Source organism: Enterococcus sp. DIV0294 (genome assembly GCF_050558155.1).
Taxonomy (GTDB): Bacteria; Bacillota; Bacilli; order Lactobacillales; family Enterococcaceae; genus Enterococcus; species Enterococcus faecalis.
Genome location: NZ_CP187889.1, coordinates 653,313 through 673,406, shown reverse-complemented (window position 1 = coordinate 673,406; position 20,094 = coordinate 653,313). Strand labels below are relative to the sequence as shown.

Genomic DNA, 20,094 nt, shown 5'->3' with positions numbered 1-20,094 from the left:
TCGTCCCCTTTCACTCCCTTGTTATAAGAATACGTCAAATAAGGCAAAAATTTTTTTAAGAAGAAAAAAATAGAGAACAAAAAGTATTGATTACTTTCCGCTCTCTACAATTATATCGAATTATTTTTTTGAAATATGCAGTGTCATAGCATTTGCTGCTACAATAATTGTACTTAATGACATCAAGACAGCACCTACAGCTGGATTTAAAACAATCCCAATTGGTGCAAGAACCCCAGCCGCTAAAGGAATGGCGACAATATTGTACCCAGCTCCCCACCAAAGATTTTGGATCATTTTACGTCGTGTTTGTTTGGCTAAATCTAAGAACCTTAAAATATCTTTAGGATCACTATCCGTCAGTACAACATCTGCCGAATCAATTGCTACATCTGTACCAGCGCCTATCGCAATGCCGATTGAAGCACGGGCTAAACTTGGTGCATCGTTAATACCGTCTCCTACCATCATGACCTGATGCCCCTCAGTAAGATACTGTTGCACAATTTTTTCTTTATCTTCTGGTAAGAGCTCTGCGTAGTATTCCTTCATTCCTAAATAATTAGCAACTGCACTGGCGGCTGTTTGATTATCCCCTGTTAACATGACTGGCGTAATTCCTTGAGCTTGTAACTCTGCAATAAATGTTTTAGCTTCTGGTTTGACTTTATCTCCTAAAGCAAGCAGTGCGACTAATTGACCAGCGATGATTAAATAGCTCAAGGTATTTCCTTGCTCTTGATAGTTTGTTTTAATTGTTTCATCGAAGGTTAACTGTAACCGTGCAACTTCTTTTTCATTGACTATTTTGACTTCTTGGTTTTGAACAGTAGCAACTAGACCTACGCCTGATAAAGCTTGCAGATTATGGGCTTCATAAGGTTGAACGGCTTGTTTATTTAAATAGTTCATGATCCCAATTGCCAACGGATGGTTTGCATTTTTTTCCAATGCCCCAATATATTTAAGTGCTTCTTCTCTAGTAAACTGCTTACTCATTAATTCTAAGCCAGTAACTGTAAATTGTCCTTCTGTTAAAGTTCCAGTTTTATCCAGCAACACATATTCAACCTTATTGGCTTGTTCTAATGCATTCCGATTTTTTAAAAGTAAGCCATTTTTAGCAGCAATGGAGGTACTTCTAGCAATCACTAAAGGAATTGCTAAGCCTAACGCATGGGGACAGGCAATAATAAAAACTGTAACCATTCGTTCAAATGCTAGAGACAAATCTTTCGTTACGAGTAACCAACCGATAAATGCTAACACACCTACGAATAAGGCAATATAGAATAACCACTTGGCTACACGGTCTGAAATGGATTCTAGTTTTGATTTTTCCGATTGCGCTTGTTTAACCATCTCCATAACTTTTGACAGGTAACTATTTTCACCCGTGCCAGTTACTGAAATTTCAATCATTCCGTTGCCATTGACAGCTCCACCAATCACGGAGTCGCCAATGTTTTTTTCTACTGTTTTTGATTCCCCTGTAACCATCGATTCGTCGACTGTTGTGCTTCCTTTCAAAATTTTACCATCTGTCGGAATTTTATCTCCCGAACGAACAATCAAGCGATCGCCTTCTTGGACATCTTGCAAAGGAATTTCTTCTTCCCCATGTTCAGTCATTCGCTTGACTGTGTCAGGTAACAGTTCAGCCATTTTTTTCAAGGCATCACCAGCATTAGAAATAGCATTCATTTCAATCCAATGGCCTAAAAGCATAATAACAATCAGAGTGGCTAATTCCCAGAAAAAGTCCATCACGTGGTCCTGATTCGTAAAATGATTCATGTAAAACGCATATAAGCTGTAAAAATATGATACCGAAATCCCCATCGCAATTAACGTCATCATTGCTGGACTCTTTTGCTGTAATTCCATTTTAGCGCCACTTAAAAATGGTTGTCCACCATAAAAAAATAGCACAGTTGCTAAAATTAAGACCAACCAATCAGAACCTGGAAAAGTAAATTGAAAAGGTAATTGAAAACCCATCATTGGTGAAAGAACAATAATCGGAATAGCTAAAATCAATGACAGCCAGAATTTTTGTTTAAAATTCCCCATATGCATTGAATGGTCCATTCCCTTCATTCCTTCATGTTGGTGTGACATAGCCATTTGTTCATGCGCCATATCATGATTCATGTGATTCATTTTATCGTGGGACATTGTTGGCTGTTTTTCCTGGTGTTGTTCATGATTATGTTTTGCTGACATATGATCCCTTCTCTTCTTAAGTATTTTCATCTTAAGCATAGCACAAGATGAAAATTGTTAGAAATAATTACTTTTTTTAGTTTAGAAAAAAAAAGAGCCGAATTTTGCGTATGTATATTTTAAGAACACCTTATCCTCATATTTATTACAAAAGGAGTGTTTCAATGAAAATTACTACAAAGCAAGTCGGGGCGCGCATGCGTGAAGCTCGAAAAAAGAAGAAGTACACTTTACGTTATTTAGCCAATAAAATTGGTTTATCTAGTGGAAGTACAATTAGTAACTGGGAACTAGGTTTGAATTTACCCAATAAACGATACTTAAAAAAAATCGCTAAAGCCTGTGACACAACAGTAGATTGGCTACTTTATGGTGATTTCGATCGATTTGTGCGCCAGCTATTAAAAGAAAATTTTCAAAATAAACAACTGCTAAAACCACCTTTTTTTACTCAGTTGATGGGACGTTTATCTGAAGAACAGCTATCCTATCACGATTCCTTAAAAATTATGATTCAAGCGCAAAAGTTACAGCAGTCCTTTTATGCTTTTCCTTTAACAGTAGAAGCCCCCTCTCATTCCCAAGAGAGTATTTCTATTTATGAACCAACAACTGCAGAAGAACAGTCTGACCAATCTTATTATCATCCGTTTATTTTGTCAGAACTCCATGAATTATTTACACATTCTCAAAATCCAGAATTGGATTATTCTCTGATTATCGCTTTTCTTCCTTTGTTAAAAGTAGATCAATTAACTGAACCTCAAAAAGAAGTCTTACTGGCCATCTTTAAGCGGATGAATTCCTTTAAAGACCAAACGCTTTTAAATGAATTATTTGTGGAATTACAGTATTTACTCTGATTCTACAAAAAAGATTGAGCCATGTATCTCAAGGACTTAGGCTCAATCTTTTAGTTAAATTTCTTCTATTTATGAACGATTCTTTCGTTCGACTAAGTGCGTTTTCCGTTGTGGGCCAATGATTAAAGGAACGGATTCATATTTGACTTCACTGTATTCCAAGCCAAACCAACTTTCAGGAGAGGTAGTTAAGTTTTTGATAGCTAATTTTGCCTGCATAATTTGTCGATCCCATTTTTTCAGTTCAGAAACGTTAGATAATTCTTCTTGAATTAATACAAATTGGAAATCGCCAACTTCTCTCCCTGGCGTTAATGAATAACGTTGTGGCTGTTTTGGCAAGCGGCCTGTTTTCATCAAGTCATGAACAATTTGTCTTAAATATACATTCACTTCTTGAGAAATATGGAAGCCTAAATATAGCTGAACTTGCACAATAAAATCAGTTCCTAGCATGTCAACAGAATATTCTTGAGTAAAGGGTTCATCTGTTACCTGAACATTAACAAACCAATAAACATTCGCTCGTTTTGGTTGTTTGTCCAAAATCGAATAAATAATATTACGATTAATTTCGCCATCCACTCGATCGGAGGTTAAAAAGACCACGTTGGTTTGATACATAGGTACAGATGTATCTTCTTTCAAAGCTTTAAGTTGTGGTACATATTTTTCCAACGACACTTGTTCCGCCGTCGCTTCCTTAATCTCGTTGCCGCGTTCCCAAATAATCATGATGCATAACAAGAAGACTGCCATTCCCACAGCAACATATCCACCATGGAAAAACTTCGCAGCACTTGAAAAGAAAAAGACAACTTCAATGGCAGCAAAGAACAAGGAAATTAGATACGCAGACCAAGCTGGAATTTTATCCAAAAGATAAAACAACAATAAAATGGTTGTCATTAACATCGTAATCGTAATCGATAGACCATACGCAGCTTCCATGTGTGTCGATGTTCTAAAAGCCAGCACGATTGCTGAACAAGCTAACCACAAAATTAAATTTACCGCTGGAATATACATTTGACCGATATTGCTCCCAGGATAAATAATTTTAAGTCTTGGTAATAACTTCAATTTAATCGCTTCAGAAACTAAGGTATACGAACCTGATATTAACGCTTGTGAAGCAATCACTGCGGCGATTGTTGCAAAAACAACGCCAAATACGAGAATACCTCGTGGAATCATTTGGAAAAATGGGTTAATTTCAGCTAATGCTTGCATTTCAGGGTTTTCTTTGACCGTTAACAACCACGCAGCTTGACCTAAATAATTAAGAATCAAACAAATCTTAATATACGGCCAGCTAATGCGGATATTCATTTTTCCTACATGCCCTAAATCAGAATATAAAGCTTCAGCACCAGTTGTAGCCAAGAAAATATTCCCTAAAATAAATAGACCTAATTTATTTTCTGGACTGACTAGTAATTGCAAAGCATAATATGGATTTAATGCACGAATAACCGTCCAATCTTGGCTAAAATTCATTAAACCAATGATGCCTAAAAAAGTAAACCACAAGAACATAATCGGCCCAAAAGCTTTCCCGACCAATTCTGTTCCAAATCGTTGAACAGAAAAAAGAATTAAAATAATCGTCAACGTAATAACCACTATAATCGTTTGGTCATTGCCAAAACGTTCAAAAAATGCCGGAATCCCCCGTAAGCCTTCAATCGCTGTCGTCACTGTCACAGCTGGGGTCAAAACGCCATCAGCCAGTAAAGCGGCGCCGCCAATCATTGCGGGAATAATCAAATACTTACTTTTTTTACGAACCAATGTATAAAGAGAGAAAATCCCACCTTCTCCATGGTTATCAGCATTTAAAGCAATAACAACATATTTAATCGTGGTTAAGATAGTCAATGTCCAAAAAATTAATGAGACCGAACCTAAAATAAACGATTCAGAAACCCGTGCCAAGCCACCATTATCTCCTACAATGGCTTTCATTACATATAAAGGGCTCGTTCCAATATCTCCATAGACAACGCCCATGGCAACTAAGATCCCTGCCATCGTAAATTTCCGACGATCAAACCCCTCTGCTTTGTGTAACACAATACTTTCCTCCTACAAAAGAAATGACTTCGTTTAGTTTAACCAACAGCTCCATAAAAACTTTTAAAACTCTTTATTATATAACGTTTTATATATCTTTTTCATTAGTCAAAAAGCGCTTTTTGACTAACGATGCTACTCACTATAATACGTTTTAAATCGTTTAGCAAGTCTTTTTATTAGAGAATGTTCATCTTAGATAAGAAACCCACCTATTTTGAAAAAAGGAAAATCAAAAATAAGTGGGGCAGCAGTCGTTTCGACTGCTGCCCCACTTGCTAACTATTAAGATAATTTTCTGAACAAAGGTAGCTCCTTTTATTCCTGTTAAATTTAAATTACTTCTTCTTCCTCTTCGACTTCAGAGAAATGGAACTTAATCATTTCATTGACGAAAATTGGCACAAAGGATAGGAAAATTGCTAACATCCAATGATTTAAACTAATATGCACTAATCCAAATAGTTCTTGTGTGAATGGTAATAAAGCAATGGTTGTGGTAATTAGTAATGCTAAAACGACCATTTCAAAGAGGGACTTGTTGCTTGATAATTTTACACGGAAAACAGAGTTCGCACTACGAACATTAAAGACATGTAAGATAGAGGAATAAGCTAAGATTAAAAATGCCACTGTTTGTCCAACTTCATAGCTGTTTGAAACATAGGCTGAAACACCTGGTACAAAGGCACCTAGGTAAAAACCAAACAAAGTAATGACTGTGAACACTGCTGCATTAATCCCAATCTTTTGCCATAAGCCTCGTGCAAAAATCCCTTCGTTTTTAGGGATTGGTGCCTCATCCATAATTCCTTTTTCCGCTGGTTCTTTTCCTAATGCAAAACCAGGTAACCCATCTGCGACCACGTTAACAAACAACAGTTGAACTGCAGTAAATGGCGCACCCCAACCAAGTAACATGGCAATTAAAACAATAAAAATCTCAGAAATATTACAGCTTAATAAGAAGTTAATGGCTTTACGAATATTTCGGTACACGGCACGTCCTTGCGCCACTGCATCAACAATAGTTGCAAAGTTATCGTCCGTCAAAATCATATCTGAAGCGCCTTGGGCCACATCTGTTCCAGTAATCCCCATTGCGCAACCGACATCACTAGCTTTCAAGGCTGGCGCATCATTCACGCCATCTCCGGTCATTGCTACAACAGCGCCAGAACGTTGCCATGATTGAACAATTCGAATTTTATCTTCAGGGGTTACACGTGCATAAACGGATAAATCTTTAACCCGTTTATCTAATTCTTCATCACTCATTTTTTTCAGTTCTGAACCAGATAAGGCTTCACTTTTATCTTTTAAAATTCCTAATTCTTTAGCAATTGCACTGGCTGTTACCACGTGATCACCAGTAATCATGACTGTTTTAATTCCAGCTTTTTTCGCACGAGCAATGGCGCCCTTACTTTCTGGACGTGGTGGATCAATCATGCCAATTAAGCCTAACAAGCGAAGATTTTTTTCTAAAGCCTCCGATGTAATTTCCTTGGGTGGTTCATCATATACGGCATAACCGACAGCAATAACTCGTAACGCTCGTTTTCCGAAACGATCATTAACAATAGCCGCTTGATCGACATCTCCGAAACCAAAACGAGGTAGTAACACATCAAAGGCTCCTTTAGTAATTGAGATGTACTTTTTCCCCCATTGATGGACCGTAGTCATCATTTTTCGTTCTGAATCAAAGGGAATTTCACCAATACGAGGATATTTTTCTTCAAGTTCTTCTTTCGTATGATAATTTTCTTCGACAGCACGAACAATTGCCGCTTCTGTCGGATTTCCTGTAACAGTTAATTCATCGCCTTCTTTTTCCACAATGACATCTGTACATAAAGCAGCCATTTTCAGTACTTCCATGGCTTCATCGGTCATGGCATCTTCCGTATCCGTTACTTCATCACCACGATGCCATACTCGGCGGACGCGCATTTTATTTTGTGTCAGTGTTCCTGTCTTATCAGAACAGATAACATTCGCAGTTCCTAGCGTTTCTACTGCTGGCAATCGACGAATAATCGCATGTTTCTTAGCCATTTTTTGAACACCATATGCTAAGGTTAACGTTACAATCACGGTTAGTGTTTCTGGTACAGCTGCCACCGCTAAGGAAACGGCTGTCATAAACATTTCAAGAAGCGGTTCTCCTTGCAGTTCACCAATAATGAAAACAATTGCTGCAGCCCCTAAGGCTAACAAACTAATACGTTTGCCTAATTGATTCAAGCGTTTTTGTAATGGTGTTTTTTGCTGATCGCTGTTATTCAGTAACCCAGCAATTTTACCCATTTCCGTATTCATTCCTGTTGCAGTTACTACTGCTCGTCCGCGGCCATTCACAACGGTACAGCCTTTGAAAATCATATTTATTTGATCTCCTAAGCCATCATCGTCATGCCCCACGTATGTAGGATCTTTTTCAACAGGTTCACTTTCACCTGTTAGTGCTGACTCTTCTACGCGCATTTGAGAAGCTTGAATAAGTCGTGCATCGGCTGTAATCATTGAACCAGCTTCAAGAACTAGAACATCTCCTACTACTAGTTCTTCAGCATCGACTTCGATTACCTTGCCATCTCGTAAGACTGCACTACTTTGCTTGTTCATGTCTTGTAAAGCCGCCAGAGATTTTTCAGCATTTCCTTCTTGAACAATGGCTAAAACAGCATTGATAATCACAATTGCAATAATTAAGATTCCTTCAAAATATTCGCCATGTTCTGTTACGATTGCTGTATAAAACGAAATTGCCGCAGCAACTAATAAAATAATCGTCGTAAAATCAGATAAACTGTGAATAAATTTCTTTAACACAGAATCCTTCTTAGCCTCTTCAAATTGATTGCGGCCATTTTCTTTCAGCCGTTGTTGGGCCTCTTGTTGTGTTAAACCAGTTTCAGTATTGACTGAAACTTCTTTTGTGACAGTATCGACAGATTGCTTGTAAGCTTCCATCCTATTCCCCCTCTAATTTTTTCTTCCTATATAATAGTGTCTCTATTAAATATAACATGATTTTTTTTGAACACGCAACTTTTTTCATCTTTGGCTTAGCGTTCTCTCATATGTCCAGAAAAAACTGGTATTTTCGTTGTTGCTACAGCAATGTTTCTATTTAATTATGGGAATTTTATGAAAAAGGAAACGAATTCAGCCAAAAAGCAATGGACATTTTTTTCATTTTGTCTGATAAAAAATAGTTTATTTCTATATATTCAACACAAAAACAACAAAAAATACAATGTTATTTAGTTCGCACAATTATTTATTTTACATGTTATAAAATAACCAGAAAAATATTATATTTAATCTTATTAATAAGTGTTATAACTTGCAAACGCTTCCAAAAGGTGCTATTCTTTAAGTGTAAGGAGGACATGCAAATCAATTGGTTGAAGATTTTCTCAGTAGATAAAAATCGGTAAACTCAAAGTTGTTAGAATTGCAAGATTCACCTGTAAACAATACGTGTAGAGTAATTGTTAGTGATAACTCGTATCGGAAAATAGGGAAAGGTTATAGAAGGATGGAGTTTCTATAAAGCATTTACCCTATCTGTTATCACCTAACGCAAGTTATCCACCATCCAAGCGTCGAAACTGTATGAAAACAAGGTTTTAGTTTCACCACATCACGTTCACCTTTTGCTTTACATGTATCGCGAAATGTAAACACTTATTCAACCAATTGATGTCCTCCCGTTAACAAGGCCGAGCTTAAATTTAAGCTCGGTTTTTTCTTTTAGGCAATAAAATATATTTGTATCAAATAATCATATGTGTTATATTCAAGGTGCACATTCTATTTTATCTTCTTTTAAAGGAGGGAATGCTATGCGAAAAAAGAAAAAATCTTCGTTTGAAAGTTCAATTCATGTTTATCGTGCTATGGCTCGTATGACCCAGCAAGATTTGGCCAATCGAGTCGGTGTCTCTCGACAAACAATTATTCAGCTGGAACGAAACAAGTACAATCCTTCATTACTTCTTGCGCATGACATCGCGAACGTCTTTGGCGTAACCATTGATGATGTGTTCACCTTCAAAGAAACACTGAATGACGATGTAGAACAAGAAGCCTAAACAGTATAAGCTGTACTTAACAAGACAATTTTTCTGATTGTACTTGGAGTTGCCGAGGTACAACTTAGTACCGGCAATACGAAGAAAGCATTTCTTCGTATTGTTGTTTCAATAATTAATCTTTTCTTACATAAAAAAAGAACGGCGCAACCGTGGTTGCGTCGTTCTTTTTATTCTAAGATTGTCTACTAAGCATTTTTGCTCTAGTAGCGTTTTGGTTTCTAACTTTATTATTTACAGGGGAAGAAAAAATAAAGCACACCTTTACTGTGATTCCAAAAATCACGTGTTTATCATAATATATTTTTGTTTCAATCCCAAGTATTCTGCTCACAAAGTGTCGCTTATTTAATAAACATTGCATCGCCAAAACTAAAGAAACGATATTTTTCCTCAATAGCATGTTGATAAGCAGCCAATGTTAAGTCTTTTCCTGCAAAAGCACTCACAAGCATCACTAACGTAGACTTTGGTAAATGGAAGTTCGTTGAAAAAGCCTCTACGACTTTAAATTGATACCCTGGTGTGATAAAAATATCGGTCCAGCCACTGTCAGCCTGGATTTCACCATTAAATTTTGTGCCAATTGTTTCCAACGTACGAATAGAAGTTGTTCCAACGGCAACAATCCGACCGCCTGCTTGGCGCACTTCATTTAATTGCTTAGCCGCTTCTTCAGTTAAACGATAGAATTCGCTATGCATATGATGTTCTTCTATATTATCAACGCTCACGGGACGGAATGTTCCTAAACCGACATGTAACGTTAAATAAACGAGATGAACACCTTTTGCTTTGATCTCTTCTAATAGTTCTTTTGTAAAATGCAAACCCGCTGTTGGTGCTGCAGCTGAACCATTTTCTTCAGCATAAACCGTTTGATAACGATCTGGGTCATCTAGACGTTCTTTGATATATGGCGGCAATGGCATTTCTCCTAACGATTCTAAAATTTCTAAGAAAATACCATCATATTTAAATTCAATGATTCGACCACCATGTTCCAACTCTTCTTTAACCACCGCTTTTAGGCGACCATCGCCAAATTGAATTTCCGTGCCGACTTTTGCACGTTTCGCGGGTTTAATCAAGGTTTCCCATGTATCGCCTTCTGTATTTGTTAAAAGTAAAACTTCCAAATGACCGCCTGTTTCAGGTTTTTCTCCATATAAACGGGCCGGCAGTACCCGGGTATTATTCATGACTAATGCATCCCCAGGCTGTAATTCATCAAGAATATCATGGAAATGTTTATCCTCCATGTCCCCTGTTTCTTTATTTACAACTAATAATCGTGAACTAGCGCGATCTTTTAGTGGGGTTTGAGCAATTAATTCTTCTGGTAAATCAAAATCAAAATCTTCTGTACTTAGCATTTCCGTCACTCTTTCTACTAGTTTTTATCTTGGTTATTCTAACACTTTTTCTTGTTTCTGGCTATGTCAGCCTTCTGAATCAAACTAAATAGTTGTCAAAAAATGTCAGAAGCACTATACTTACTTTAAGTAAGTATACATAGTTATTTAGAGGAGGAACTCAAAATGCATGCTCAATTTCATCATGTTTCACTATTAGCGCGTCATGGTCAAGAAAACCAATCATTCTATACAAAATTGTTAGGCTTACGCTTTGTCAAAAATACCGTAAATCAAGACAACAATCGCATGCCTCATTATTTTTATGGCGATTATCAAGGCACACCGGGAAGCTTAGTAACTTTTTTTATCGTGCCCTTATTAGGCAACCGCTATGAAGAAAAAAATTATTTAGCCACGATTGGCTTAAAAATTCCCCAAAACAGCCTTTCCTTTTGGGAACAACGTTTAACAGAAAACAAAATTCCATTTAATAAAAAGGCTATGTTAAAGTTTATTGTTGCTATAAGGTAAAAAATTAGAACTTCCATTTTTCTGGAAGTTCTATTAAATAATAATGTTTTATTCAACTAAAGCACCCTTTTGCGGAAGATCATATGATCATATTTGCCTTTAACCAATCCAACTAACGTTCTCCGTTAGTTTAACGAATTCTCTCATATATATGAAAATAATAATCGTAAGGATTCTTTTCATCTTTTATTCCTTTTTCAACAGATACTTCTTTCCAATCGTCAAAATTAACTACTGGAAAAAATGTATCTCCTTCGAATTCATGATGAATTTTTGTAACGTACATTTTCTCGACATAAGGCAAGAACATAACATATATCTGTTCTCCCCCGAAAATGAAAACCTCTTCTTCATTTTCGCATAACTTAAATGCAGCTTCTATTGAATGGGCAATTTCACAATCCTTAAAGTTAAAGTTTTTATCTCTAGTCAAAATAATATTTCTTCTGTCAGGTAAAGCCCTTCCGATTGATTGAAGGTTCTTTCTACCTAATATGATTGCATGTCCTTTTGTAGTGTTTTTTACATATTCCCAATCACTAGAAATTCTCCATGGAATGTCGTTATCCTTGCCGATTACTCTTTTCTTATCCATCGCAACAATTAAAGAAATTTTCAAGAATGACCACATCCTTTTTAACCTATTTTACCATGCATTTCTATTTCCATATTGAAATCCTTACTAAACAAATCTGCCCGTTAGTTGAATAAGAAACACTGTTTAAACAGCAAATTTAGTTAACCTAATTGTATCATAAGTTTCTGAATTCTGTACTAAATTCCCTCTGATTATCAAATCATTCATTGTTACTTCATTTCTTTGATGTTGGATACTTTCTAAGACCTGAAACCAAGCAAGGTAATTGTTTAAATACTTGGTCGCAACACCATTAAATCGTTGTATCCAACCTTTTAGTCTTCTATGATAATTATTCACGTTCTGGATGTGGTAAAGCCCCTTTGTACGAATTTTACCATCGGACTTGAATTGGTAAATATCCATTCCCTTTTCAGCAGCATATGTTTTAAATGCACGCCAAGAATCCGTGCATAGTATATTTTCATTTGAAAGCTTATGCCCGATGGCTTTATCTAACTGTACTTTCGTTAATCTACCCATACCTAATATCTGCGAAATAGTGGTCTTGTCACGGTCTCTTGCAACTAATACACACACTTGTTCATTACTTATGCCACGTTTCTTTGCTGAACCACCACGTTTGCGAGGTTTTCTACCTTTAATTTTTCTTTGTCCTTTTTCTGAGTACAAGAAATAGGTCTCGTCCATTTCAACGATACCTTCAAAATTTGGTATTTCCATTTGCTTTAACGATGATAATAGTTTGTGCCTCCAATAAAATAAAGTGACGTGAGTAATGTTGCCGATTAAGTTAGCAGACTTCCGAAGAGAATAACCTTCAATCATACACTCAATAAATTTAATCCACTGGTTAAGGTGACGAGTTCGATAGAGAACTGTATTTGTGAGGTCGGTAAATGTCTTTTTACAAGCCTTACAGCGATAGCGTTGCTTTTTAACTTCTTCACCATCAACGATTGTTGTATATTTACCGAAGCGAACAATATGTTCTGATGTACAATCAGGACATTCATACCCATTCTTATTCTTACGTTCAGATATTTCGTGAAGAACGGTTCCAGTCGAACTTGATGCTCTTAGTGCATCAATTAAATATTCACGCAATCTGTGCTTCTCTGCGGGATTTAATTTTTGAATGGCTTTAAGGATTTCAGTCGCTCTCACAATCATCACCAACCCTAATGTAGTTAGTTCGATTATAGAACATTCGTTCTTTAAAATCAATTATCAACAACTAACTTTAACAGAGCCAATAAAAAAGAAAAGAGCCTACATTTCAGTGATCCAGATGATACGCATATTATCCTGACAGAAGTTCCTGAAAATCCATTAAAAGAAACACTCGTTGTTTCTAACGACATTCCAGCAGCGGTTCAAATTATCGGTTTAGCCTCTACTGAATTTCATGTGCCAGATTCTGAAAAAACCTTGGCCTTTTTTGAAACATTTCTTGGTTGGCAAACAGTTGGCAATACGATTATTTTAAGTGAGACGGAAAGCTTTTCTGTTCATCAAACAACGTCGGATAAAACAAGCCGAATGGGGCGTGGCAGTATGGATCATATTGCTTTTTCTGTGGCTGATGATGAAGCATTACAAGAACTACACACGCGCGCTTTAGCACAAGGCTGGGAAATTGAAATGTATGTAAGTCGTGGATATTTTAAAAGTTTATACATTCGTGAACCAGGCGGGAATCGGGTTGAATTTGCTACTTTGACTCCTGGTTTTACATTGGATGAGCCTCTGGAACATTTAGGGGAAACGTTGGCTTTACCGCCTTTTTTAGAACCAAAACGGACTGCAATTGAAGCCAACCTCTACAAAGACATGTAACCAACGCTTTAGAAAACAACGGAAGACGGACGTAATAATCGGTGACAAAATTACGTCCGTCTCTCTTCCCCTATGTTTGAATGTTTGAACAAGAGAATAAAAAATGACCTTCAGATTTTTCTGAACGTCATTGCACATTCCATAAAAAGCATCCTTCGTTCTTCCACTTCTTACTTCTTAAAAAAACTGGTAATTTTTTCAAAAATTCAGTAAAATAAAAGTGATCAATGGTTTCCATTGATTGAACGGGCAACTTGATGGTCCACTTGCACAGGTGACTATTCAAGGCTTCGTGATTTAGTTGCCGCTAAATCATGAAGCGCCTTTTTTTATTTTATTCCCTTGTTCTCTTTCCATTCTAATGAAAAACTCAGCTCCCGTCAACTTGCTATAAAGGACACTTTTCTTTGTTATAGCGGCTTTTCCCCCTTCTCAGAATACTCTTTTTAACATCTTGTTTCGTTCAGACAACTTTTACTAAACAATAGTTATCTTTTCTTTTTTTTAGAACGAATTAAAAAAATTTTACCGCCTTCTTGTTCCCATTAAAAATAGATTACATTTGTCGAAATCGCATTTTTATAGCATACTAGTAATAAGATACATTTTCAAAATATTTAGTTGAGGTGAGTAAGTTGATAGAATTTCAGCATGTATCAAAATTTTATAAAGGCGGAAAAGTCGCCGTTGATGACATTAATTTGTCTTTCGATAAAGGTGAATTTATCTGCTTCATCGGAACAAGTGGTAGTGGAAAAACAACATCAATGCGGATGCTTAACCGCATGACCGACCCTTCAAAAGGAAAAATTTTAATTGATGGCCAAGATATTCAAAAAATCAATCCTGTAGAGCTACGTCGCCAAATTGGCTATGTCATTCAAAATATCGGCTTGATGCCTCACATGACCATTCGTGAAAATATCGTTTTAGTGCCTAAATTATTAAAAGTACCTGTGGAAGAACGCAATAAGATAGCCGAAAAAATGATTGATTTGGTTGAGTTACCACGAGAAATGTTGGACCGCTATCCCAATGAACTTTCTGGGGGACAACAACAAAGAATCGGCGTTGTGCGGGCTTTAGCTGCCAATCAAGATATTATTCTAATGGATGAACCTTTTGGTGCTTTAGATCCTATCACCCGTGATTCATTACAAGATTTAGTGAAAGATTTGCAAGAACGTTTAGGAAAAACTATTGTCTTTGTTACCCATGATATGGATGAAGCGTTGAAATTAGCAAATAAAATTGCCATTATGAGCGAAGGCAAAGTGATTCAATTTGACACACCAGATAATATTTTACGTCATCCAGCCAATGAATTTGTAGAAGAACTCATCGGAGAAGATCGCCTATTACAAGCCAAACCTGATTTCACCACTGTTGATGAAGTCATGTTAAATTCAGCTATTACTATCACGCCGGAAAAATCTTTACAAGAAGCGATTAAATTGATGCGTGAAAAACGGGTTGATACCTTATTAGTTGTTGATAATTCCCATGTGCTTAAAGGCTTTATCGATGTTGAAACATTAGATCAGCAACGTGGCAAAGCTTCTAGTGTTGGTGATATCTTGAATAAAGATGTCTTCTTTGTTCAAAAAACCGCTCTTTTACGTGATGCTTTACAAAGAATCTTAAAACGTGGCTTAAAATATGTGCCAGTCGTTGATGAACAAAAACGAGTGGTGGGCATCTTAACACGTGCTTCCCTTGTTGACATTGTTTATGATGTTATCTGGGGCGATGAAACAACGATTAGTGAAGCTGTAGAAGCAAAACAAAGCGAGTCCGAAACTGATAAAGAGGAGGCGTAAGCAATGAGTAGCTTCTTTCAAGAATATGGATCAGAAATGATTTCAAAAAGTATTGAACATATTTATATTTCATTCTTTGCACTTTTATTAGGGGTCGCTATCGCTGTGCCCGTTGGCGTTTGGTTAACACGTTTGCCCAAAGTAGCCAATATTGTCATTGGTTTAACAAGTGCCTTACAAACGGTTCCTTCGTTGGCTTTATTAGCTTTGATGATTCCAATTTTTGGTGTCGGCAAAACACCCGCTATTATCGCGCTATTCATCTATTCCCTTCTACCTATTTTAAGAAACACGTATATCGGAATGAAAAATGTCGATGAAAATTACCGAGATGTTGCTAAAGGCATGGGCATGACCAATTTACAGTCTATTTTTAGTGTTGAATTACCCATTGCCATGCCAACAATTATGGCCGGCATTCGTTTAGCTGCTGTCTATGTCATTGCTTGGGCTACACTGGCTTCTTATATTGGTGCAGGTGGTCTTGGTGATATGATTTTCAGTGGATTAAATAACTATCAGCCAGAATTAATCTTTGGTGGGACTATTCCAGTAACTATTTTAGCGCTTTTAGCAGATGTTCTTCTTGGATTATTAGAAAATCGTTTAACGCCAAAAGCTTTAAGGGAGGGCGAATAATGATGAAAAAGAAACTCAAGTTAAGTTTACTCTTCTTAAGCAGTTTACTTTTATTGGCAGGTTGTTCTTTACCTGGTCTCGCTTCAACTTCTGATGATAACACTGTCGCCATTACAGGTGGGATTACTTCAGAAGCGCAGATTTTAGGAAGCATTGTAGCGGATATGGTTGAGCATTACACAGATAAAAAAACAAATGTGATTAACAACTTAGCCACTACTACCATCAATCACCAAGCAATGTTAAACGGAGATGCCTCAATTTCTGCAGCTCGTTATACTGGTACTGACGTGACCACTACGCTGGGCTTACCAGCGGAAAAAGACCCTAAAAAAGCGTTTAACCTAGTTCAATCAGAATTTGAAAAACGTTATCAACAAACTTGGTTCCCTTCATATGGGTTTGAAAATACTTATGTATTCTTAGTTACAAAAGAAACGGCTGAGAAATACAATTTAAAAACAGTCAGTGATTTAGGGAAAGTCGCAGACAAATTAGTTGCTGGTGTCGATACTGCGTGGATCACACGTGAAGGCGACGGTTATGAAGGCTTTAAAAAGGAATACAACTTCCAATTTAAATCTATTTTACCAATGCAAATTGGCTTGGTGTACGATGCAGTCAACGCTGGAAAAATGGACGTTATCTTAGGTTACTCAACAGATGGCCGGATTGGTAGTTACGATTTAGTCATGTTAAAAGATGACAAGCGCTTCTTCCCGCCTTATGATGCCGCTCCTGTGGTTAGTGACAAATTATTAAAAGAAACGCCGGAAATTAAAGATGTCTTAAATCGCTTAGATGGTAAAATTTCTACCAAAAAAATGCAAGAATTGAACTATCAAGCAGATAATGATTTAATTGAACCTGCGGTCGTAGCCGAACGTTTCTTAAAAGAAAATAACTATTTTGAGGGGGAGTAACAGATGAATAATATGAATTTATTCCAACAATTTATCTACTATTTCCAACAAAATGGCGGCTACGTCTTTCAACAATTTTTACGTCACTTTTTAATTTCGATTTATGGCGTAATCTTTGCTGCAATTGTCGGGATTCCTATTGGGATTATGATTTCACGTAAACGTAGCTTAGCCAACTGGATTATCCGTTTAGCGAACATTATCCAAACAGTACCAGCTTTGGCAATGCTTTCGATTTTAATGTTGGGAATGGGCTTAGGCGTCAACACGGTGGTTGTAACGGTCTTCCTTTATTCTCTCCTACCAATCATCAAAAATACGTACACTGGCATGATTCAAGTAGATCGCAATATTTTAGATGTTGGTAAAGGAATGGGTATGACAAAAGTACAACTTCTTTATATGGTCGAGTTACCTTTATCTGTTTCAGTAATCATGGCAGGTATTCGAAATGCGTTAGTCGTCGCAATCGGGATTACTGCGATTGGTGCTTTCGTTGGTGCTGGTGGTTTAGGGGATATTATTATTCGTGGAACCAATGCCACAGATGGTGCTTCTATCATTTTAGTCGGTGCCTTACCAACGGCCTTTATGGCGATTATCACAGATTGGGTTCTAGGGATTATTGAACGTCGTTTAGACCCAGCTAGCAAACATTCCAATTAATAAAAAATACAGAGCAGATCCAACATTGTTTCTTTTCAATGGGATCTGTTCTTTTATCTAGGAGATCAATAATGTCTAACTATACTATTATCGATTTAAACCAACAACCACACTTAATTCCGTCAGCTGCTCAATGGTTTAGCCAAAAGTGGCAAATCCCCGCTGAAGCGTATCAAGCAAGTATGCAGGAAATGCTAACTAGCGAAAACCACGTACCTCATTGGTGGGTCTGCTTGAATAAACAGCAGGACATCGTTGCAGGCGTGGGCGTAATTGATAATGACTTCCACAATCGTGCAGACCTTACGCCAAACCTTTGTGCATTGTATGTCGAACCAACATTTCGTCACCAAGGCTTAGCAGGAATTCTTTTAACAACAGTTGGTGATTTTCTTGCTAATTCTGGATTTAAAAAGCTTTATCTGCTTACAGACCATACTACTTTTTATGAAAGATATGACTGGGAATTTTTGACAATGGTAACCACCGAAGAGCAGTCTTGCGCTAGAATTTATCAAAAACAATTACGTCAATAAAAAAATCTGCCATCAAAAGATGGCAGACTTTTTTTTATTTTTTCAAGTGATAACTATAGGTAGCCACAATAATATTTTCCCGCCACGCTAAACGAATCCGCAAGCGTAAACTTGTTTGGTTATGCAAAATATTTTGCCAACGTTTATTTGGTACAAATTGTGGTACTAAAACTGTTGTACTGTAGTTATGCTTCGTGGCATTTTTACTAACCAAATCAACATAACGTAAGATAGGGTTTTGCAGTGAACGATACGAAGAATGGACAATTGATAGACGAACGTCCGGGAAGTGTTTTTTAAACTCTTCCTGAATTTCTTTTTCCTTCTCAACGTTTTCATCCATTGAGACATGCATGGCAACAACATAATCACCAATGGAACGCGCATAGTTCAAGGCGCCGACATTTGCTTTGGTTACGTTCCCTACTAAAACAATAACTGTATTCCCGTCAAACTCATGCAACTGTGCCCCATCTTCTAAACGTAGCTGTTCCGCCACATTTTTATAGTGAGTATTGACCCGATAAAATGCATAAATCAACACCGGCATAATAATAAAGAACGGCCAGATATCCCCTAATCGATAAATAAACAAAATGGCGATAATCGCGAAAGAGATAAAGGCGCCGACAATGTTAGCAATTGATTTTGGCAACCAATTTTTAGTTTCTTTTCGCCATTTTACAACCATGCCCGATTGAGACAAAGCAAACGGAATAAATACACCAATTGAATACAATGGGATTAAACGTTCTGTGGAACCTTGGAAAATCAATAATAAAACAATCGAACCAGCAGCTAAAGTTAAAATACCATTTGAATAGCCTAAACGGTCGCCACGATCCATATACATATGCGGCATAAACTTATCTTTGGCTAAGTTATAAGCCAAAACTGGAAAGGCTGAGAATCCTGTGTTAGCGGCAACCGCTAAAATTAAGGCTGTCGCAAACTGTAATAAATAATATAAAATATTTTGGCCAAAGACCGCTTTCCCAATTTGTGAAAGAACTGTCACTTCTTCTTTTGGCACAATCCCATACCAATAGTTAATAAACGTAATCCCCACGAAGAAGAACCCTAAAATCGTTGCCATTAACGCTAACGTCCCAGCAGCATTTTTTGCTCGTGGTTTCTTAAAGAATGGCACTGCATTACTGATTGCTTCAACCCCTGTTAAGGAAGAAGAACCAGATGAAAAAGCCCGTAGAACTAAGGCAATAGAAATTCCTGGAACCACGGCTCCTGGTAAAGCTGTCGCATTCAATGGCTGTGCGCCAGTCACAATTTTAAATAGCCCAACAACAATCAGTAAGGTAATAATTGCGATAAAACTATACACTGGCAACATTAAGAACGAGGCAGATTCTCGCAGGCCTCTCAAGTTCATTAAGGTGATCAATATCACAATCCCAATAGAAATTGCTACTTGATGCCCATATAACGCCGGAATCGCCGATATAATCGCCTCTGCGCCCGCTGAAACTGAAACGGCTACTGTTAGCATATAATCGACTAACAACGAACCACCAGCCAATAAACCTGCATTTCTGCCAAGGTTTTCACTACTAACAACGTATGCGCCGCCGCCATGCGGATACGCATGAATAATTTGTCGGTACGACAATGTTAAAGAAATAAGTAAAATAATAACAAATGCAGCAATTGGCAATGAATACCAAATCGCAGCCGCCGACAAAGTAACCAGAACCACCACTATTTGTTCTGTACCATACGCAATGGATGAAAGTGCATCAGAAGATAACAACGCAAGCGCTGCAAATCTGCTTAATTTATGTTCATCATTTTCGGCTGATTTCAATGGTTTCCCAATGAACAGTCGTTTTAAATCCGCCATTTTTTTCTACTCCTTTTCTCTAGAGTGACCCGCTCACTTTTTTCATTATTTTTTA

14 protein-coding genes and 2 pseudogenes are annotated in these 20,094 nt (G+C 37.2%); 9 read left to right on the top strand and 7 right to left on the bottom strand.

Annotation, left to right across the window (positions count from 1 at the left end):
- Window positions 1-120 precede the first annotated feature (120 nt).
- A complete protein-coding gene (locus IGJ20_RS03295) occupies window positions 121-2,265 on the bottom strand; it encodes a heavy metal translocating P-type ATPase (RefSeq protein ID WP_002368137.1) in 2,145 nt (714 codons plus the stop codon).
- A 125-nt stretch (window positions 2,266-2,390) separates the two neighbouring features.
- Here IGJ20_RS03295 and IGJ20_RS03290 point away from each other — a divergent pair, with 125 nt between their 5' ends.
- Window positions 2,391-3,089, top strand: a complete 699-nt coding sequence (locus IGJ20_RS03290; RefSeq protein WP_202522354.1) for a helix-turn-helix domain-containing protein — start codon at window positions 2,391-2,393, stop codon at window positions 3,087-3,089.
- Between the two features lie 69 nt (window positions 3,090-3,158).
- Here IGJ20_RS03290 and IGJ20_RS03285 read toward each other — a convergent pair whose 3' ends face one another.
- Window positions 3,159-5,165 (bottom strand): KUP/HAK/KT family potassium transporter, encoded by a 2,007-nt coding sequence (locus tag IGJ20_RS03285; protein WP_002381294.1) that lies wholly within the window; start codon window positions 5,163-5,165, stop codon window positions 3,159-3,161.
- Between the two features lie 333 nt (window positions 5,166-5,498).
- Window positions 5,499-8,144 carry a calcium-translocating P-type ATPase, PMCA-type gene (locus tag IGJ20_RS03280; protein WP_002355749.1) on the bottom strand — a complete coding sequence of 882 codons (2,646 nt, stop codon included), beginning with the start codon at window positions 8,142-8,144 and terminating at the stop codon, window positions 5,499-5,501.
- Between the two features lie 821 nt (window positions 8,145-8,965).
- Between IGJ20_RS03280 and IGJ20_RS03275 the strand changes: the two genes are divergently transcribed.
- Window positions 8,966-9,271: a helix-turn-helix transcriptional regulator gene (locus tag IGJ20_RS03275; RefSeq protein ID WP_002355748.1), complete on the top strand. Its 306-nt coding sequence runs from the start codon at window positions 8,966-8,968 to the stop codon at window positions 9,269-9,271.
- Window positions 9,272-9,615: 344 nt separating this feature from the next.
- Here IGJ20_RS03275 and queA read toward each other — a convergent pair whose 3' ends face one another.
- Window positions 9,616-10,647, bottom strand: a complete 1,032-nt coding sequence (queA, locus tag IGJ20_RS03270) for a tRNA preQ1(34) S-adenosylmethionine ribosyltransferase-isomerase QueA (RefSeq protein ID WP_002355747.1) — start codon at window positions 10,645-10,647, stop codon at window positions 9,616-9,618.
- 165 nt (window positions 10,648-10,812) lie between these two features.
- Between queA and IGJ20_RS03265 the strand changes: the two are divergent.
- Window positions 10,813-11,127 (top strand): annotated as a pseudogene (locus IGJ20_RS03265) (VOC family protein); the annotation flags it as partial.
- A 163-nt stretch (window positions 11,128-11,290) separates the two neighbouring features.
- Here IGJ20_RS03265 and dfrD read toward each other — a convergent pair.
- Window positions 11,291-11,779, bottom strand: coding sequence for a trimethoprim-resistant dihydrofolate reductase DfrD (gene dfrD, locus IGJ20_RS03260; RefSeq protein WP_063844481.1), 489 nt, complete (start codon window positions 11,777-11,779; stop codon window positions 11,291-11,293).
- 102 nt (window positions 11,780-11,881) lie between these two features.
- The gene (locus IGJ20_RS03255; protein WP_076611814.1) at window positions 11,882-12,925 is read right to left on the bottom strand and encodes an IS1595-like element ISBsp6 family transposase; all 1,044 of its coding nucleotides are present in this window, start codon (window positions 12,923-12,925) and stop codon (window positions 11,882-11,884) included.
- 81 nt (window positions 12,926-13,006) lie between these two features.
- On the opposite strand from IGJ20_RS03255, the pseudogene IGJ20_RS03250 reads away from it, so the two are divergent.
- The 6 genes and pseudogenes from IGJ20_RS03250 to IGJ20_RS03225 form a co-directional block, all read left to right on the top strand.
- Window positions 13,007-13,597: pseudogene (locus IGJ20_RS03250) on the top strand (VOC family protein); the annotation flags it as partial.
- A gap of 626 nt (window positions 13,598-14,223) precedes the next feature.
- Window positions 14,224-15,417: a betaine/proline/choline family ABC transporter ATP-binding protein gene (locus IGJ20_RS03245; protein WP_002355745.1), complete on the top strand. Its 1,194-nt coding sequence runs from the start codon at window positions 14,224-14,226 to the stop codon at window positions 15,415-15,417.
- Between the two features lie 3 nt (window positions 15,418-15,420).
- Window positions 15,421-16,056 (top strand): ABC transporter permease, encoded by a 636-nt coding sequence (locus tag IGJ20_RS03240; protein ID WP_002355744.1) that lies wholly within the window; start codon window positions 15,421-15,423, stop codon window positions 16,054-16,056.
- Window positions 16,057-16,058: 2 nt separating this feature from the next.
- Entirely contained in the window at window positions 16,059-16,979 is a 921-nt protein-coding gene (locus tag IGJ20_RS03235; protein WP_002355743.1) for an osmoprotectant ABC transporter substrate-binding protein, read from the top strand.
- Between the two features lie 3 nt (window positions 16,980-16,982).
- The gene (locus IGJ20_RS03230) at window positions 16,983-17,645 is read left to right on the top strand and encodes an ABC transporter permease (protein ID WP_002363261.1); all 663 of its coding nucleotides are present in this window, start codon (window positions 16,983-16,985) and stop codon (window positions 17,643-17,645) included.
- Window positions 17,646-17,716: 71 nt separating this feature from the next.
- A complete protein-coding gene (locus tag IGJ20_RS03225; RefSeq protein WP_002361333.1) occupies window positions 17,717-18,181 on the top strand; it encodes a GNAT family N-acetyltransferase in 465 nt (154 codons plus the stop codon).
- A 34-nt stretch (window positions 18,182-18,215) separates the two neighbouring features.
- Here the strand turns inward: IGJ20_RS03225 and IGJ20_RS03220 are convergent, their stop codons facing one another.
- Window positions 18,216-20,039, bottom strand: a complete 1,824-nt coding sequence (locus IGJ20_RS03220; protein ID WP_002379167.1) for an APC family permease — start codon at window positions 20,037-20,039, stop codon at window positions 18,216-18,218.
- Window positions 20,040-20,094 lie beyond the last annotated feature (55 nt).